The organism is Flavobacteriaceae bacterium, assembly GCA_014075215.1.
Lineage (GTDB): Bacteria > Bacteroidota > Bacteroidia > Flavobacteriales > Flavobacteriaceae > Polaribacter.
This window is the reverse complement of the sequence record CP046177.1, coordinates 1,037,892-1,056,121: the sequence shown is the minus strand read 5'-3', so window position 1 is coordinate 1,056,121 and position 18,230 is coordinate 1,037,892. Positions and strand designations below refer to the sequence as shown.

The following is an 18,230-nucleotide window of genomic DNA, read 5'->3' as shown; positions in this document are numbered from 1 at the left end:
GATTGTTGAAGCAGAAACCACCTTAGCAAATCTAGACCCTTTAGATAAGCAAGTACGTTGGCTAGCAAATGGGATACAAGAAACGAATGATTTAAATGAGTTGGTGGAAAGTCAAAAAGCTACTATTACGAATTATTTAAACGATTTGGCTGAAAATCCGGAAACCAGATGCGACGAAACGGCAAATAATGTTTTTATCAATACACTACAATCTGAAAATTACCCAGCAGAATCCATTACCATCGTAGAAAATACATTTACCAGAGCCTCTTCAATTCTAAATCAACACGATGCGTATTGGGTAAGTGAAGTGAATGACCCTAGCTTGCCTGCTTCTATACAAGTAATTAATGATATGCATATAGATGCTGCTACCAAAAGAGCTACAGTATATGCGCAAAACAGAATATCAGGACAAATACTAGCACCTGCGCAAGTAGGACCAGGAGAATGTACAACTGCTATTAATGGAGAAACAGCTTGTTTTCACCCTAATGCCGTATATTTAAATGGTAGTGGCGAAGAATTGATGGAAGCTGATGATACAGGAGCTTCGTGGGTAAAACACTCTTGGGTATTAGATGGTGAAGGGTATCAAAATTGGGAGTTAGGGTTAGAAGAAGATTATGGAGAAGGATTATGGGTTACAGGTATCCTATTAGAGGATGGTATTACGATGCAAATAGGAGATTTAGATGGTTCGGATGGAGGATTTTACAACAATCGCAAACCACTTTTGGATAATACACCCATTACTTATAGTGTTGAAAGATATTCGCCACCTGCCACCACACCTGATTTTTCTCTTGAATGGGAATGTACTACAGCAACCAGTGCTTTTGACGGTTTGGCTCGTAGTTGTCCAGAGCTTTAAAATAAAAATTTATTATGATTCAGTTATTAAAAATTAAAATGAAGGTTTTAACAACCTTGTTCTTACTGATGTTTTCAATTGTATACACATCTGCACAACAATCATTGGAAGGGTTATGGAAAACAGGAAAAGAAGAAACGATAATTGAAATTTCCTTTTCAAGTGAACAGTTGATAGGCAAAATAAAGTCATCCAACAACGAGGAAGCTGAAATGGGTAAAATTATCCTAAAAGACCTTCGGAGTGAAGGAAATAAATGGGTTGGAAAAATTTATGCCGTCAAAAGAAAGGAATGGTATAATGTAGAAATAATATCAAAAGAAGAGGTCTTAGAATTAAAAATTAGTTCTGGGTTAATGAGCAAATCTTTACAATGGAAAAAAAGCAAATAATAGTATCATGAACGTATTAGAATACATCACCCCATTTATAACAAACCTAGCAAGATATTTTATTTTTGCTGGCATCCCATTTTTAATTTTTTATAAGTTATATCCCAATACCTTTTCAAAAAGTAAAATACAATTACGTTTGGCAAAGAAAAAGGGTATTATTAGAGAAATTTTACATTCTGTACAAACAACATTCATTGCAGTAATGATTGGATTGGTAATCCTAAAATCTCCACTTAAAGAGTATACCTTATTTTATGGTACTATATCTGATTATAGTATATGGTGGATTCCAACAAGTATTGTGTTGGCATTAATAGTACATGACACTTATTTTTATTGGATGCACAGAACGATTCATCATCCAAAATTATATAAAAAAGCACATTTTCTGCATCATCAATCCATCAATCCATCACCTTGGACATCTTATTCATTTCATTTAATAGAGGTAATTCTGGAGTCTATGTTTGTTGTGATAATATTATTTTTCGTTCCTATAAGTAAAATATCTTTATTACTATTTAGTTTATGTGCTTTTTCAATAAATGTATATGGGCATTTAGGATATGAAATTGCTCCAAAATGGTTTAGAAATTCTTTTCTTTTTGAATTTATCAATTCTTCGGTATATCATAATATGCATCATTCAAAATTTGTAGGAAATTACGGTTTGTATTTTAGGTTTTGGGATAGATTAATGAAAACTGAACATCCTGATTATATCAAGGAATATGATAAAATCCAAAAAATAAGATTCCATTTAAAAGAGGTTTAAAAGCCAGTTGCCAACACGGTATATAAAAAATAGCAGTTAAGAGCTAAATTTAAAGTTTGGTTCTTTTCTGCTATCTTTGTTTCTAAATTGAAAAATAACACATAGAAATCTGCTACTTTTCATATACAAAACCGTATGGCATTAAAATGACCCGTCCTGAAATATGTATACAAAAAACAACAAGTATATGTATAAAAATGATGGATATGTAAGACGTTATAGTGAGAGTTTTAAACTCAAAGTATTAGCAGAACTTACCAAAGGAAACCATTCCAAAAGACAAATTGCCTTAACTTACGGCATACAATCTAGTACGATAAACGTATGGATTAAAAAATATGACCGTAAAGATTTAATGAACACCCGTGTAACCGTGCAAACAGACGACGAATTATCCCGTATTAAAGCCCTTCAAAAAGAGCTAAAACAACTCAAAGATCTTCTTATTAAAAAGGATCTAGATAAACTTGTGAATGATAGTTATCTTGAAGTAGCTGCTGAAAATCTTGGCTATAAAAATGTTGAAGAATTAAAAAAAAACTTAAACATAAAGCCTTAATGAAAATAGCACCGATTAATAGAAAAAAAAGAAGGTACGCCATCGCTACTATTTGTAATGCTTTCGAGTTAAAAAGAGATGCTTATTACAAATATCAAAAAAGGTTTGTTCTTAAAAAACAAATAGAACAAAATGTAATAATGCTTGTTAAAAAAAGCAGGAAAACATTACCCAGAGAAGGTACTAGAAAGCTAATGAAATCCTTACATAATGATTTTAGGAAACAGAATATAAATATAGGTAGAGACCAGTTATTTAGAATCTTAAAAGAAAATAATTTGTTAATTAGAAGGAAAAAATATTCTTCTAAAACAACCAACTCTTACCATCGTTTTTATAAATATAAAAATATCATAAAAGACCTGATCATTAATAGACCTAACCAAGTTTGGGCTTCGGATATTACCTATATAAGAACTATAAATGGATTTTGTTATTTAGCACTTATTACTGATATGTATTCAAGAAAAATAGTAGGCTATGATATTAGTGATAGTTTAGAACTTAAAGGCTGTGTTAGAGCTTTAAATAAAGCTATTTATCAAACTAAAAATACCGAAGAAATCATACATCATTCTGATAGAGGAATACAATATTGTAGCAATGTTTATACTCAAATTTTGAAAAGAAAAAAGATACAAATCAGTATGACCCAAGAAAATCATTGCTACGAAAACGCAATGGCCGAAAGAGTTAACGGAATTTTAAAAGATGAATTCTTCCTCGACCAAACATTTACAAATATCAATCACGCCAAAAAAGCAACAAAAAATGCAATCAAATTATATAATAATAAAAGATTACATTTATCTTTAGATTATAAAACACCTAATTACGTGCACAAAAATGTAGCATAAATTTTAATAATTAACTGTAGCCCTATTTTAGGACGAGACAAAACAAAATAAATATGATAAATAATGAAAAGAAAATCTGTGTTATTGGTGCAGGTGGATTTGGACGAGAAACTTTATTGTGCGTAATAGACGGTATTGCCACAACAAATTTAAAAATAGAAGAAGTTGCTTGTTTTATGGTTGAAGATAAATATTTAACTGAAACAAAAATAATGGGTGTTGATGTAATTCCACAATCAAAATTTAACCCTAATATATACAATGTTGTTGTGGCAATTGGTGACCCTGCGACAAGAAAAAAAGTTGTCGAAAGTTTACCACAAGGGACAACATTTACGAAAATAATTCACCCTAATGCAATAATTTCTGATTGGGTTCAGATTGGAGAAGGCTCAATTATTACAGCAGGTGTAATAATGACTTGTAATATTAAAATTGGGAAACATTCACAACTAAATCTACATACTACGATTGGTCACGATTGTAAAATGGGAGATTATTTCACAACTGCACCTGGAGCAAATATTAGTGGCAATTGTAAATTCGGAGAAAAAGTATATTTTGGAACTAATTCATCTGTCCGTCAAGGAATTTCAATTTGCAATAATGTCACAATTGGAATGGGTGGAGTTGTTGTTAAAAATATTTCTGAAAGTGGAATTTATATAGGAAACCCACTTAAAAAACTTGAAAAAAAATAGAGAACGCCATACAACAATGTATATGCGATAATGCTTCCTAAACGGTCGCACTACGCATATACTGGACGTTCTCTGCAATTTCCCACTCATACCCAAAATGGCTCAAGTAAATTTTATGGGTATTAAGCGAATAATTTTTCAAGTCTAAAGAGGAAAAATTGTGTATCTCTTACGCCTCTTTGATTGGCTCTAAAGAGTTTTATTTTTGAATTAAAAGACTCTGCATTTGCATTTGTATTCCTATTGTCAAAAAAGTTTAAGATGGTATTAAAATGATGTTTAATACTGTTCATTGCTGTATTGAAATTTTTAAATTCCAATTTTTCTGTATCCTCAAACCAATGTTCAAATCGTTGTTTGGCTTTTACTTTACATTTTTCTTGATAAATGCTTCTAAATTCTAAAGTGTGTTTATAGGCTTGTTGGATGTTTGGATAAAGATTACATAATAATTCTGCTCTTTGTTTTCATCTTCTATTGCTTTCCACCGATGCTGTACTCTAACATGCTGTAAAGCTTCTGTTACCAGTTTTACCACATGAAATCTATCGGTAACAATTTTAGCATTTGGAAAACAAATCTTAGCTGTTAAATTCATATTATTTGCCATATCTAAAGTTACTTCTTTGACTTGTTTGCGTTGTTCTAAGGGTATTCTTTCAATAGCAGTAATAATATCATCACTTTTAATTCCTTTTACACAAGCCACTAAAGTTCCTTGTTTACTTCGTCCGTTCTTGTTGGTCAAATAGGTATAAAGTTCACCTTTAGATAGACTTACTTCATCAAGACTTAAATACTCTCCTATATTCTTCGGATAAATAAGATAATCTTCACAATGGGGCTTTTGATTCCAACTATCAAACCCACTTATCTGTTTCTTATAATGGCGTTGTAAAGTTCGTGGGTAAATACCGTAATAACTCGCTATATTACTGATCGTATCTTCTCGGGCCTCTACCTGTAGCTTTTAAAAAATCAGAAAGTTCTGACGTTAATTTAGAACCTTCTGCAATGAATGAATAATCATTTTTAATCGCTCCCTTTTTAGTCTTCTTATCTCGCCATCGTCTTGTTTTTATATGTAGATAAACTGCTTTACCGCGTATGGGAAAATCTTGAATCTGTTTACTGCTAATAAAACCTTTGGACTCATAATTACCCTTTGAGTAACCCTCTGGTAGAATATTCTTCTCTTCTAAATAAATGTGAAAAGCATCCTTTTTAACTGAAATATCTCCTAATTCTTCAAAAAATACAATATCAAAATGAAGTAATAAATCTTGAGGGAGGATAGATGCTAATAATTCTAAATGCATCGTCTTTTTTTATGCATCTAAAATAATCAATCCCCATAAATTGTCGTTGACCCGTATGTTTTCATCTTCAACAAGTGGAAGTTCTGCCATAGCAGATGGGTCACAAACTGATTTTGAAGGATCTCCGATAGTAAGTACGGTTCTTATAAAAGGTACACCTAACACACGTGTATACTGGACTTCAGGGGGTAGTAGCTTGTTATCAAATGCCAATGGATCAACGATTACTTTTACTCCACAATATTATTCTCCTTCTACAGGTTTGCCGGAGACATTGGGTTCCAACTTTGTGGGACACCTTCTGTTATTTTAGATAGTAATGGACAATACACATTCAATTTAGGAGGTTATATCAGAGTACTCGGATTAGATAATGCAACACCAAGTGATTCCGGTGTTTATACAGGAAGTACTTTACTGAGTGTTCAATATTAATAATATTGTGACTTTTATATTACTTCTGATTTAAAAAAAATAGCTATTAATACCAAAATGAATATTAAGGTGGTCTAGAGATTGTGTGAGGAAAATTTCAAAGTTCGAGTTAAAAAACACAGGCATAGCCTTAGTTAAGCCGAGTATTTTTAGCGATGAAATTTGGAATTTTCATAGCAAGATTGGACTATTTTAATATTGAACTCATTTAAACTTTTTCAATTTGCTAAAAAATTGCTGTTTTCCGATCTGTTTTTATCTTTTTTCCTTCCGTAGCGCTGCTATGCAACTCAAAAAAGCTTTCAACAGAACTAGAAATTTCTAATTTTCGCTTACATCCAAAAAATTTAAATGAGTTCGGCTAAAGAAATTCCAAAAACACTAATTAACATCTCTCCCGTAGTTTTGTAATATTATATATTGGTTAAAAGGCAAGTGCTTTTCTGAAAAAGACAGGATTAAAAATTTACAAAAAGATATGTTTTTTTTAAAAAAAGTTTAGAAACTCGTAGGGCAAATTTTAAATATTAGGGGATATAATATTGCAAAGAGACCTTTGCAAAATAGTGATATATTCCGTATTTGAATTGATTTGACTTCAAATTTCTTCCTTCTCGAAAATTTTAAATCCTCAAAACCAACAGGTTATTTCGGTTCAAAATTTTCTTCGGGTGTCGAACTTTTTTGCCAAATCAATTCTGCAAAGATCTCCAGTTATTATTCCTCCAAAATCGATTCCTGGATAATCTTCTGAATTTCAGTTCTTATATTATTTTCTATCAAACCTATATTTTCCATAGTCGGATATACTCTGTTTGATAAAAACACATATACAATTCCACTCTCCGGATCTGCCCAAGTATATGTCCCGGTAAATCCGCTATGACCAAAACTTTTGTCAGAAACACATCCGCAAGTGGCCTCTATTTCCGGATCTAATTGCGGTTTGTCAAAGCCCAAGCCTCTTCTTACTTTTTCTTTTTCAAAATAACGAGTATTGAATTTCTCTATAGTTGACGATTTTAAAAAACGTCTTCCTCCATAAAAACCTTTCTGCAAATACATCTGCATCATTTTAGCCACATCATTTGCATTTGAAAACAATCCTGCATGACCTCCCACACCACCTAACATTGCCGCACCCATATCATGAACATGCCCGTGTAATAATTGATCTCTATAATACGTATCTTTTTCAGTAGGGATTATTTCTTCTTTAGTGAACTTCCGCAATGGTAAAAAAGAAGTTCTATCGGCTCCAAGAGCTTTATAAAAATAACGGTTTGCTAATTCATCTAATCTTTTTTTATATTTTCTTTCTATAGCTTCTTTTAATATATAATATCCAAGATCGCTGTATTTATAGCCTGGTTTTTCTCTTTGCTCAGATTCTTTTATATACTTATAAATAGAATCTTTATACGATTTATTTAGATACAAGTTTTCTGCTACCTGAATAGAGAAATCTTTTGTTTTCTTTTTCCTGTAATAGACAGGAAGATTGTTCCCTGAAATACTATCCTGTGTAAACTTATAAAAAGGAATCCATGCTTGTAAAAGACCATAATGCGATAGGAGTTCTTTTACAGTGACGGTATCTTTATTTGTTTTTTTAAATGTTGGCAAAATGTCTTTGACACTGGATGAAAGTTTTATTTTCTTATCTTCTTCTGCTTTCATAACCATCGGCAAAGAAGCTAAAATTTTTGTAAGGGAAGCCACATCGTATATATCGGAATTTTTAACAGCTTTTTTTTTTGCATTTGTATGATATCCAAAGCTTTTTTGGTATACCACATTCCTTTTCCTTGCTACCAATATCTGGAGTCCGGGGGTCATTTTTTCAGTTAAAATTTTATTTGCTACACTATCTATCATTGCTAATTTTCCGGATGATAATTGTACTGCCTCCGGAATGGTATATCTTAATCTGTTTAAGTTTAATGTAGTGAGCCCCGTATTTTCTTTAAATTCTTTTTTTATAGATACCGGCAATTTTCCTCTAAACCGAACAGCTCCGAATAAAGCTTGAGCAGAAATTTCCTGAGCTAATTTGCTATTTTGATACGAAACAACTACAGCTTCTATATTGGCAAAAGATTTGATTTTCAGCAAACTGTACGGACTTGCAAAAATATCCAACACCACCTCGTTCTCTTTTGCAATTTTCTGTAACCAAACCATCTCTTTATCGTTAAATTTATAGGGCTTCCAGGGGTGCTCGTTTGAGGTATGAAAACCAATAATCACTAAGTTATACGGCTTTAGTTTTTTTAATAATGCTTTTAAATTGGTATCTGAAACAATAGTTATCTCAGTATAATTTTGCAACATCCGAACAAAATCATCTCCGGTATCATCTCCTAACTTCACATAAGCTATCCTTTTGTTTTCCAGCTGTCTAAAGGGAACAATATTTGACTTGTTTTTTATAATGGTAAGTGATGCTTCCACTAATTTTCTATGCAATAATTCATCATCAATACTATTTAAATCATCGTGCAAATTCTCTAATACTACAGGTCGGTATTTGTGCAATCCTGCCCAATATTTAGCTTTCAAAATTTTACGAACAGAAATATCAATTCTTCCTGGGGTAAGTGCTCCAGATTTTAATGCCGCTTTTATCAATTTTATAGAACCTGGGACATCCTGCGGAATTAGCAATATATCATTTCCCGCTTTAAGGGCTTCCACATCAATTTCTGCCGAACTTGCAAAATTAGTAGCACCTTTCATATTCAAACCGTCTGTAAAAACAAGCCCTAAGAAACCTAGCTTTTTTTGTAACAAATCGGTTACCACATATCCGGATAATGATGTCGGCAAATTTTTATCAGGCTCCAGAGCGGGAACACTCAGATGTGCTGTCATGACACTGGCTACGCCTGCATCAAACAGCCTGGGATATGGATATAGCTCTATTGAATCCAGCCGATCTTTACTGAAATTCAATACCGGTAATGCATGATGCGAATCTGTTGCCGTATCTCCATGTCCCGGAAAATGTTTTGCATTGGCTAATACTCCCTGGCTTTGCACCCCTCTTGTAAATGCAACCGCTTTGGCTGTTACATTCAGCTTATTTTCTCCAAAAGAGCGATTTCCTATAATCGGATTTTCCGAATTGATATTAACATCTGCTACCGGTGCAAAATTAACATGTATCCCCAACCGTTTACAATGTTTGCCTATACGTTCTCCCAATTGCCTGACCAGCTTGTTGTCTTGTATGGCTCCTAAAGTCATATTCCACGGAAAGCGATAGGTATTTTTCAAACGCATATCTAACCCCCACTCTCCATCAAAACCTATTAGTAACGGAACTTTGGAAAGCGCCTGATATTTGTTGTTCAAAACAGCCTGCTTCTCCGGAGTTCCCTTCATAAAAATAAGATTTCCCACATGGTATTTGGTTATCATTTCTTTGATAAAATTTTCATGCTCTTCATCTTTATTAGAATATGCCTGTACCATAAACAGTTGACCGATTTTTTCTTCAATGGTCATTTCATTCATAATACTATCTACCCAACGATTCCGTGCTTTGTAGTCATTTGTATAAAGCGGATCTACATGTTGGGCGATTAAAAATGAATGGTTCATCAACCACAATAAAAAAACTATTTTTTTCATCAAAAGAGGTTTTCAAATAGTAAACTCGTTTAAACTAAGAAGCGGTTGTGCCAACTCTCTTTAGCCGGAACTTCCCATTTGGTTTCAAAATCTTCCTTGGTTGTCACCGTATTATTAAAAACAATGGTTTCTCGTCTAATCTTATCTGTTTTTGCATATTCTTTAAATACCGGCATTTTAACCACATTGATATGATCTTGATTTCTAAACGAAATACGCATCTTATCCATTAAATCCAGCTGCAATTTTTGTTCTAATGTCTGTATAAAGTGCACCGAGGCATCAATAGAACAACCGGAGGCAGTGGCAAAACTTTCATCCACCGCCAGTATTAAAAACTGCTGATACTTAATAATAAATGACCCTTTAAGATTCTCTCCATGGCGTGTCCACTGCTCAATAAATACCTTCGCTTTTTCAGAAATAAATACTTCTTCTTCTTCTGTGAACATTCTCTCGGACTGGTATATCCAAATCCTCGCATTATTGGGTAAACGATTATATGGCACGTACATTCTTAGTATATTAAAGTTATCTCAAGTTAAATTTTTGTTGTAATGCTTGTAATTTTTCAGCATCACTCATCGTTGTTTTCCGTATTGAGATCCTCTCTCTTATTTCTCTGAAAACTTTTTTGGTATACAATGGAAAATCTGCATGCTGTATCCAGCTATTATACCCGGGATTTTCTTTCAATACTTCTTCTATTACTCTTCCTTTATATTTTCCAAACGAGAATATTTCCTGATCCTCATCGTTAAACAATATAAATCCGGCAAAATCTCCTCTCTTGCCATGAGTAGAAAATTCACTCAATGCTGCTACGGAGTTTTCGATATCATCGTATTTATCCAGTTGTGCTTTTAGAATTTCATACGTAGCATAGGTATCGGCCTTTGATGAATGTGCATTCTCTAACTCTTTATGACAATAGAACTTATACCCTGCACTTAGTGTTCGTTCTTCTTTTTTATGAAAAATTACTTGTACATCTATAGCTTTACGATGGTTCATATCAAAATCAATACCTGCCCGCAAAAACTCTTCCGCTAATAACGGGATATCAAACCTATTCGAACTAAAACCGGCTAAGTCCGAATCGGAAATCATATCATTAATTTGTTCGGCGAATTCTTTAAATGTGGGTTCTGTTACTACTTTTTCATTAGTAATTCCATGAATAGCTGTTGCAGCAGCCGGAATTTCAATTTCGGGGTTTACCAACCATGTTTTGCTTTCCTGTGTTTTGTCGGGAAAAATTTTTAAAATAGAAATCTCTACTATTCTATCCGTTGCTATATTAATTCCCGTAGTTTCAATGTCAAAAAAAACAATTGGTTTTGTGAGTTTTAACTCCATAGGTATATTTCTTATGAGTTACTAAAAGTAATAAAAATGAACTCAACTTCTTTGAAAATCATTTCAATTTTTAAACACAAAAAAAGCAATAACATATTGAAGTTAAGAAAACGAATCAAGTAGTAGTATCGCAAATCTCAAACCTAATCCCAGTTATTATAAAGAAATCATTAAAGCATTTTTTCAATCTTTCAATCTTTTAATATTCAATCAAAACACAATTAGTAGTGATAAAAAATAATCAATTTAGGTTTAATAATTAAGTTTTTTCAGATAATCTAATTTCTGTTTCCAAATGACCAAATCTTTTTTATAACCTTCCACACGACTCTTCACATTCTCTATCAAAGGATTTTCTTCTGTATTGTTCTTGGAGAAAAAACTTAAATTATTTTCTAATTGTTGTATTTCTCTTTCACTTTCATCAATCTTTTTTCTTACAAAAAGTCGCTCGGAATCTAATTTTTTGAAATTGTTTCGAGCTATATAACCATCCACAATATTTTTAAACTTCAGCATTACAATCTCTTCTTTGTCTATATCCAAATCTTCTAAAATTGCATAAATCATTTTATTAAATTTAGATTCGAGATATCTGGCACTTCTTGGTAACCTACCAATAGCACTCCAAGAACTCATGATTTCTTTAACGGAATCTTTGGTATGCTTTTTAATGTTTTCACAGGTATTGAGAAATTCAACTTTTGTATCCACAATTGCTTGTTGTTCATCACTCAATACATTCTTTTGATCGTGAAGCCTGTCAAAATAATGATTACAAGCATTTTTAAATTTTTCCCAGATATCATCGACAAACCTCTTGGGAACATGGCCTATATTTCTCCAATCGAATTGAATTTTTTTAAACGTCTCTGTAGCTGTTTCCCAATCTTCACTATCTTTAAGAGATTCTGCTATTTCTAGCAAAGCTAATTTCTCTTTTAAATTAACTTGTTGATTAGCTTTTTCGGTCTTATAAAAATCGTTTTTTGCGGTATTGAATTTTTTAGTTGCTGCTTTGAACTGCTGCCACATTTTCTCACTTTTTGAATAGGGTAATTTGCCGGCATCAAAATATTGTTTTCGAAGCTCTTCAATGTCTCTTATACTCTTTTGCCAATCTTTATGATTGACATTTTTAGATATGTCATATTGACGAATTGCTTCAATTACCTGAAATTTTTTGGTAATAATTTCCTGATATTTTGATTTTAACTCCCTGTAATGTTCATGTCTTTTATCATGAATAATTTTAGTAGCATTGCTAAATTTTTGCCAAACTTCCTCTCTTACCTCTTTGGCAACAGGTCCAATTTTTTCTTTCCACTCCTTGTGTAGTTTTTGTAGTTCTTTAAAAGCAAAACCAATATCATCAATAGTAGTTAAATCTTCAGCTTTTTTAATTAATTTTAATTTTTTTTCCAAATTTTTTTTAAAATCCAGATTTCTAAAATCGTTACTTAAATGCAATAAGTCATAAAAACGCTCAACATGATGTTGATATGTTCTCCACGTATCATTATATTTTGTTTTAGATACCGGACCGATACCTCTCCACATATCTTGTAGTTCTCTGAAATGCTTATACATTGTCCTGGTATCTGCTTCCTCAATAAGCAATTTTAAATTTTCAATTACTTGTAATCTTTTTGCTAAATTTTCATTTAATTTTTTCTCTAAATCTTTATATGACGCTTCTTTCTTTATTCTATATTCGGATAAAAGTGTATTATATTTCTGCTTAACCGGACTGGTAAATTGAAAATCTATGATATTTCCTCCTGCTTCTAAAAAAGCAGCTTTACTCTCGGCCAAAAGTGTACCGAATTTTTGATTAAAAGTGCTCTTTATACTCTCTACCTGAGCTTTAATTTGTTGTACCGGAAAATTTTTAATGAGCTTTTCTAATTCTAAAGTTAATGTATCTATATCCATAGATCCATAGTCCATTTTATGAACCTTTTTTTCTACAGGTTCTTCTTTTTCAGAAGTCTCGGCAATCTTATTTTCAACTTCATCTATGGCTTGTTCGGTTGTATCAGTAACAGATTCACTGGTATCATCTTCAACAGCTTCAGTTACTTTCTTATGGATTATGGAAACCTTTACGGTCTCTTCATCTTTACTTTTTGTTACAGAAGATTTTAAAACTTCTTTTTCTTCTTTTGGCTCTAACATATCTACAATGTTTACAGTTCAATCAATCAATTAGTCTGTAAAAATACTGACTACTTACTAGAAGAAAAAATCAAACCTAGCTATAGGTCAGAGCAAGTGCATCGTAATTTGAGTATTTTCAGGAAATAATTATTACCCCATGTCATTTTAAATCGTTTGCTTGAATGAAAATAATTAAAAGTTTATTCCTATTTTTATTGTATGTAAAATTTTGATTACCAACACAATACACAAAAACTCTCTAAAAAATAACTAAATAAGGAAAAATATTGAAAACCAATACATTTTTATGGAGTGTTTGCTCTTTTCACAGTTGCATCTTTTTTGCAAAATAGCATAAAAATATATCTTTGATATATTATCCTCTGTATATCTTCTAAACAGATGTCTAAAATAAGAGATTATGAAAGCTATACTCTCTATCCTTGTCTTTTTTGCAGGACTCTATCATGCTACAGCCCAAACTCGGGTGATTGATAGCCTGCACCGTGTGCTGGAAAACACAAAAAAGCCAAAGAACGACTCTAGAGAAACTACTATGATTATCAGGTTATAGCATTTTTTGAAGCTTATATAAAAGCTAAGTATTCCAGATATACCACGATGCTTCTGCCTGTTTTTCTAACATTTCATATCCGTTTTTAACGGACGATCCTTTTGCTTTCCCCTTGGCTAAAAAAAGGGTCTCTTCAGGATTATAGATTAAGTCATATAAGAGATGTTTATCTGTAAGGTATGCATAAGGGATGTCAGGACAATCTTCTAATTTGGGATATGTTCCGACCGGACTGCAATTTACCAGAACCGTATACGCTTCAAGTATCTTATGGTTAACAGATTGGTAAGAAATCTCTCTTTCATTTTTAGGTTTTCTGGAAACAAATTTAAATTCGATATGTAATTTTTTAAATACATATGCAATTGCTTTTGAAGCTCCGCCTGTTCCCAAAATAAGTGCTTTCGTATGATGTTCTTTAAGCAAAGGTTTTATAGACGCTTCAAAACCTATAACATCGGTATTATACCCTTTTAATTTTCCGTTTTCATCAATCTTAATCGTATTTACAGCTCCTATTTCTCTTACAATCTTGTCTACTTCATCCAAATATAAAATAATAGCTTCTTTATAGGGAATGGTTACATTCATCCCTTTTAAAGACGGTTTATATCGATTTACAACTTCGGAAAAATCTTCAATATTTTCCATATCAAAATTTACATATTGATAGTTTTCAAAATATAATTCTTGAAGTTTTTTATTAAAATATCCCTTTGAAAAAGAGTATGATATATTTTTACCTACCAATCCAAAAAGCACTTCTTTATGTTGTTGATTTTCTCTTTTTACCATAATAATCTATAACCAAAATAAGTATGATTCCTACCGATATATAAAATATGGAAATCCACGTTTCGCTTTTTGACATATCAGGTAAATAACGATGATAGTTTTCTATCATATAATTTCCTTTTTGATCAACCAAAACCTGACCATTCTCTTGTTTAAATACTTTCTCTTTCCAAGGCCAGACGATTCCTAAAGAACCGGTAATAAATCCAATAATTACAGCGATCACTATCTGGTGGAACTTTTTTAAAACATATCCTAAAACGTGTGAAATAAAAACCAAACCAAATGCCGAACCAGCCGTAAAAACTGCGATAATTTTTAAATATCTCACTTTAAATGGGTCTTTGAATGCAGAAAAATCTCCGAAAAACATGTTTGTAACAACATCAAATAAAACATTTACCGAATCAACCAATAGCAGTACATAGTTTCCTGCTAATATTAAAAGAAATGACCCTGACAAACCGGGAAGCGTCATTCCGGAGACACCAACAATACCACACAAGAACACAAACCATAGATTATCATTCTCTCCGGCAGGAGTCAAAAAACTAATCCCTATACCTACAGTAGTACCTATGATTAATCCTATACTGTTTTTTACATTCCAATCTCCAAAATCTTTTCCTATATAGTAAATAGATCCTATAATCATACCAAAAAACCAACTCCAGACATAATTTTCATAATGGATCAATAAATAGTCCAATACTAAGGATACGCTAAAGTAACTAAACATACTCCCTCCCATTATTAAAATAAGAAATTGAGCATTGGTGTACTCTAAAAACTTTTTAAACTTACCGTTAAAAAGTAATGTAAATGCTTTTGTATTAAATCTTCTAAGCGAAAAAATGAGTTCTTCATAAAAACCCAACACAAAAGAGACGGTTCCTCCGGAAACGCCGGGAACTTTGTTAGCAGCTCCCATAGCTAATCCTTTTAAGAAGATATTAAGCTTTTGTAAAAACGTCTTTTCCCGTACCATTTGATTTTTTAGTAACTGCTAATTTTTCCAGTAAAACAATGAAACTAAATCCGATAACAGCAAGTATAATAGCATATAATAACTGAGCATCTCCATCAAAAGTAAAGGGTGAAATACTTTTTTCCAAAAGAGGTTTTATTTTTCCGTGTGAGTCAGTATAAGTAGACAACGCAATCTTCCAAGGCCATATTTTATTCAACGACCCAAGCATAATACCCGTTAAAATTGCCATCATTTGATTACGAAATTTAGAGAACAACCATTTTAAAACCTTTGAAAAAGATACTAATCCAATTACTACTCCTACCATAAATAAAAAAAGAATTTTTAAGTCAATAGTATCTATGGCCTCTATAATGAAGCTATAAAACCCTATTAATAATAATATGTAAGACCCTGATATTCCGGGTAAAATCATGGCACAAGAGGCTATGGCGCCGGCAAAAATTAAAAGGACATCATTAGTCTGACTATCTATGGGAGGAATAATGGTTACCATATAGCCCAAAATAATGCCTACTATTCCTATTACAATTATTTGCAAATTCCATTTGGCAATTTGCTTACCTACATAGAAAATACTGGCAAGAACCAATCCAAAAAAGAACGACCACAACAAAACAGGCTCATTTTCTAACAGCCATTTTACCACTTTAGCCAATGAAATAATACTGATAAAAATTCCAAGAAAAAGAGATAATAAAAAATGACCGTTAAGCTGTTTCCATGCTGCACTAATTCCCTTCGATTTCAACGTTTTAAAAAGTCCGATATTGATAGCACTAATAGCCCCCAGTAATTCTTCATAAATACCCGAAATAAAAGCAATCGTTCCTCCGGAAACACCGGGAACCACATCTGCTGCTCCCATAGCAAGCCCCTTTAAAGAAATAACCATATAGTCTTTTAGCTTTCTTCTCATTTGGTCATTTATTAATTTCCAATTACGAATATAACGTAAATTGACGAGCTACTTTTAAAATAATTAAATTGTATACTATAAAAGAACAAAAATGAATGCTTTCTCATGACTTATTAATGAACTCATTTAAACTTTTTGGGTTTAAGCGAACATTAGAAGTTTTTAGATATGTGGAAAGCTTTTTTGAGTTGCATAGCAGCGCTACGGAAGGAAAAAAGATAAAAACAGAGCGGAAAACAGTAATTTTTTAGCAAATTGAAAAAGTTTAAATGAGTTCAATGTCTTTTCTGATGTAATACCCAATAAAAAACAGTTATTTTTTGATTAGTAAAATTTGAATAAAGACCGCTCCTTTTTAGATGCAAGAATATAGATTCATTGACTTTCAGGGACGTACCATCAGAATTTGTCCGGAGTAATCTTTATCTTTTTTTAAAATCCGCGAGTAATTTCCTAACTTTTTTATTTTCAAAAACAAAAGGGTATAATTCTTTAACAGTACTATGATATTCATAGTTTATTGTCAATCCTTTCTTTAGATGATCAATTCCGTGGTTCTCTTTATGCAACATAAAAAATAATCCTGCCAGCCTGTACTCAATTTGACCCGTCCTGAAATATGTATACAAAAAACAACAAGTATATGTATAAAAATGATGGATATGTAAGACGTTATAGTGAGAGTTTTAAACTCAAAGTATTAGCAGAACTTACCAAAGGAAACCATTCCAAAAGACAAATTGCCTTAACTTACGGCATACAATCTAGTACGATAAACGTATGGATTAAAAAATATGACCGTAAAGATTTAATGAACACCCGTGTAACCGTGCAAACAGACGACGAATTATCCCGTATTAAAGCCCTTCAAAAAGAGCTAAAACAACTCAAAGATCTTCTTATTAAAAAGGATCTAGATAAACTTGTGAATGATAGTTATCTTGAAGTAGCTGCTGAAAATCTTGGCTATAAAAATGTTGAAGAATTAAAAAAAAACTTAAACATAAAGCCTTAATGAAAATAGCACCGATTAATAGAAAAAAAAGAAGGTACGCCATCGCTACTATTTGTAATGCTTTCGAGTTAAAAAGAGATGCTTATTACAAATATCAAAAAAGGTTTGTTCTTAAAAAACAAATAGAACAAAATGTAATAATGCTTGTTAAAAAAAGCAGGAAAACATTACCCAGAGAAGGTACTAGAAAGCTAATGAAATCCTTACATAATGATTTTAGGAAACAGAATATAAATATAGGTAGAGACCAGTTATTTAGAATCTTAAAAGAAAATAATTTGTTAATTAGAAGGAAAAAATATTCTTCTAAAACAACCAACTCTTACCATCGTTTTTATAAATATAAAAATATCATAAAAGACCTGATCATTAATAGACCTAACCAAGTTTGGGCTTCGGATATTACCTATATAAGAACTATAAATGGATTTTGTTATTTAGCACTTATTACTGATATGTATTCAAGAAAAATAGTAGGCTATGATATTAGTGATAGTTTAGAACTTAAAGGCTGTGTTAGAGCTTTAAATAAAGCTATTTATCAAACTAAAAATACCGAAGAAATCATACATCATTCTGATAGAGGAATACAATATTGTAGCAATGTTTATACTCAAATTTTGAAAAGAAAAAAGATACAAATCAGTATGACCCAAGAAAATCATTGCTACGAAAACGCAATGGCCGAAAGAGTTAACGGAATTTTAAAAGATGAATTCTTCCTCGACCAAACATTTACAAATATCAATCACGCCAAAAAAGCAACAAAAAATGCAATCAAATTATATAATAATAAAAGATTACATTTATCTTTAGATTATAAAACACCTAATTACGTGCACAAAAATGTAGCATAAATTTTAATA

18 protein-coding genes and 1 pseudogene are annotated in these 18,230 nt (G+C 31.9%); 10 read left to right on the top strand and 9 right to left on the bottom strand.

Translation table 11 applies throughout. The features are described 5' to 3' along the window. Window positions 1–103: 103 nt before the first annotated feature. The 6 genes from GKR88_05445 to GKR88_05420 all read left to right on the top strand — a co-directional run bounded on the left by GKR88_05445 (window position 104) and on the right by GKR88_05420 (window position 4,161). Window positions 104–874 carry a hypothetical protein gene (locus tag GKR88_05445; GenBank protein ID QMU63790.1) on the top strand — a complete coding sequence of 257 codons (771 nt, stop codon included), beginning with the start codon at window positions 104–106 and terminating at the stop codon, window positions 872–874. Between the two features lie 14 nt (window positions 875–888). Beyond that, window positions 889–1,266 (top strand): DUF2147 domain-containing protein, encoded by a 378-nt coding sequence (locus GKR88_05440; GenBank protein ID QMU63789.1) that lies wholly within the window; start codon window positions 889–891, stop codon window positions 1,264–1,266. A 7-nt stretch (window positions 1,267–1,273) separates the two neighbouring features. Next, complete coding sequence (locus GKR88_05435; GenBank protein QMU63788.1) at window positions 1,274–2,044, top strand: sterol desaturase family protein; 771 nt, start codon at window positions 1,274–1,276, stop codon at window positions 2,042–2,044. 187 nt (window positions 2,045–2,231) lie between these two features. Further along, window positions 2,232–2,603: a transposase gene (locus tag GKR88_05430; GenBank protein QMU63787.1), complete on the top strand. Its 372-nt coding sequence runs from the start codon at window positions 2,232–2,234 to the stop codon at window positions 2,601–2,603. Further along, complete coding sequence (locus GKR88_05425) at window positions 2,603–3,460, top strand: IS3 family transposase (GenBank protein QMU63786.1); 858 nt, start codon at window positions 2,603–2,605, stop codon at window positions 3,458–3,460. The genes GKR88_05430 and GKR88_05425 overlap by 1 nt, the downstream gene beginning before the upstream one ends. A 53-nt stretch (window positions 3,461–3,513) precedes the next feature. Further along, window positions 3,514–4,161, top strand: a complete 648-nt coding sequence (locus GKR88_05420) for a transferase (GenBank protein QMU63785.1) — start codon at window positions 3,514–3,516, stop codon at window positions 4,159–4,161. Between the two features lie 122 nt (window positions 4,162–4,283). Here the strand turns inward: GKR88_05420 and GKR88_05415 are convergent. Together GKR88_05415 and GKR88_05410 are read right to left on the bottom strand one after the other, a co-directional pair. After that, window positions 4,284–4,969: pseudogene (locus tag GKR88_05415) on the bottom strand (DDE transposase). Window positions 4,970–5,093: 124 nt separating this feature from the next. Further along, the gene (locus tag GKR88_05410) at window positions 5,094–5,480 is read right to left on the bottom strand and encodes a hypothetical protein (protein ID QMU63784.1); all 387 of its coding nucleotides are present in this window, start codon (window positions 5,478–5,480) and stop codon (window positions 5,094–5,096) included. 55 nt (window positions 5,481–5,535) lie between these two features. On the opposite strand from GKR88_05410, the gene GKR88_05405 reads away from it, so the two are divergent. Then, the gene (locus GKR88_05405; GenBank protein ID QMU63783.1) at window positions 5,536–5,793 is read left to right on the top strand and encodes a hypothetical protein; all 258 of its coding nucleotides are present in this window, start codon (window positions 5,536–5,538) and stop codon (window positions 5,791–5,793) included. 839 nt (window positions 5,794–6,632) lie between these two features. Here GKR88_05405 and GKR88_05400 read toward each other — a convergent pair. The 7 genes from GKR88_05400 to GKR88_05370 form a co-directional block, all read right to left on the bottom strand. Further along, window positions 6,633–9,551: a serine hydrolase gene (locus tag GKR88_05400; protein ID QMU63782.1), complete on the bottom strand. Its 2,919-nt coding sequence runs from the start codon at window positions 9,549–9,551 to the stop codon at window positions 6,633–6,635. 29 nt (window positions 9,552–9,580) lie between these two features. Further along, a complete protein-coding gene (locus tag GKR88_05395) occupies window positions 9,581–10,066 on the bottom strand; it encodes an ABC transporter ATPase (protein ID QMU63781.1) in 486 nt (161 codons plus the stop codon). 16 nt (window positions 10,067–10,082) lie between these two features. Then, window positions 10,083–10,910: a 3'-5' exonuclease gene (locus GKR88_05390; GenBank protein ID QMU63780.1), complete on the bottom strand. Its 828-nt coding sequence runs from the start codon at window positions 10,908–10,910 to the stop codon at window positions 10,083–10,085. Between the two features lie 252 nt (window positions 10,911–11,162). After that, window positions 11,163–13,088, bottom strand: coding sequence for a DUF349 domain-containing protein (locus tag GKR88_05385; protein QMU63779.1), 1,926 nt, complete (start codon window positions 13,086–13,088; stop codon window positions 11,163–11,165). A gap of 580 nt (window positions 13,089–13,668) precedes the next feature. Next, the gene (gene aroE / locus GKR88_05380) at window positions 13,669–14,439 is read right to left on the bottom strand and encodes a shikimate dehydrogenase (protein ID QMU63778.1); all 771 of its coding nucleotides are present in this window, start codon (window positions 14,437–14,439) and stop codon (window positions 13,669–13,671) included. Next, window positions 14,411–15,427, bottom strand: coding sequence for a DUF368 domain-containing protein (locus GKR88_05375; GenBank protein QMU63777.1), 1,017 nt, complete (start codon window positions 15,425–15,427; stop codon window positions 14,411–14,413). Before GKR88_05375 ends, aroE begins: the two co-directional genes overlap by 29 nt. After that, the gene (locus GKR88_05370; GenBank protein ID QMU63776.1) at window positions 15,393–16,349 is read right to left on the bottom strand and encodes a DUF368 domain-containing protein; all 957 of its coding nucleotides are present in this window, start codon (window positions 16,347–16,349) and stop codon (window positions 15,393–15,395) included. The genes GKR88_05375 and GKR88_05370 overlap by 35 nt, the downstream gene beginning before the upstream one ends. Before the next feature lie 95 nt (window positions 16,350–16,444). On the opposite strand from GKR88_05370, the gene GKR88_05365 reads away from it, so the two are divergent. The 3 genes from GKR88_05365 (at window position 16,445) to GKR88_05355 (ending at window position 18,221) form a co-directional block, all read left to right on the top strand. Next, window positions 16,445–16,600: a hypothetical protein gene (locus GKR88_05365; protein ID QMU63775.1), complete on the top strand. Its 156-nt coding sequence runs from the start codon at window positions 16,445–16,447 to the stop codon at window positions 16,598–16,600. A 392-nt stretch (window positions 16,601–16,992) separates the two neighbouring features. Then, window positions 16,993–17,364, top strand: a complete 372-nt coding sequence (locus GKR88_05360) for a transposase (GenBank protein ID QMU63774.1) — start codon at window positions 16,993–16,995, stop codon at window positions 17,362–17,364. Beyond that, window positions 17,364–18,221, top strand: coding sequence for an IS3 family transposase (locus GKR88_05355; protein ID QMU63773.1), 858 nt, complete (start codon window positions 17,364–17,366; stop codon window positions 18,219–18,221). Before GKR88_05360 ends, GKR88_05355 begins: the two co-directional genes overlap by 1 nt. Window positions 18,222–18,230: the final 9 nt, after the last annotated feature.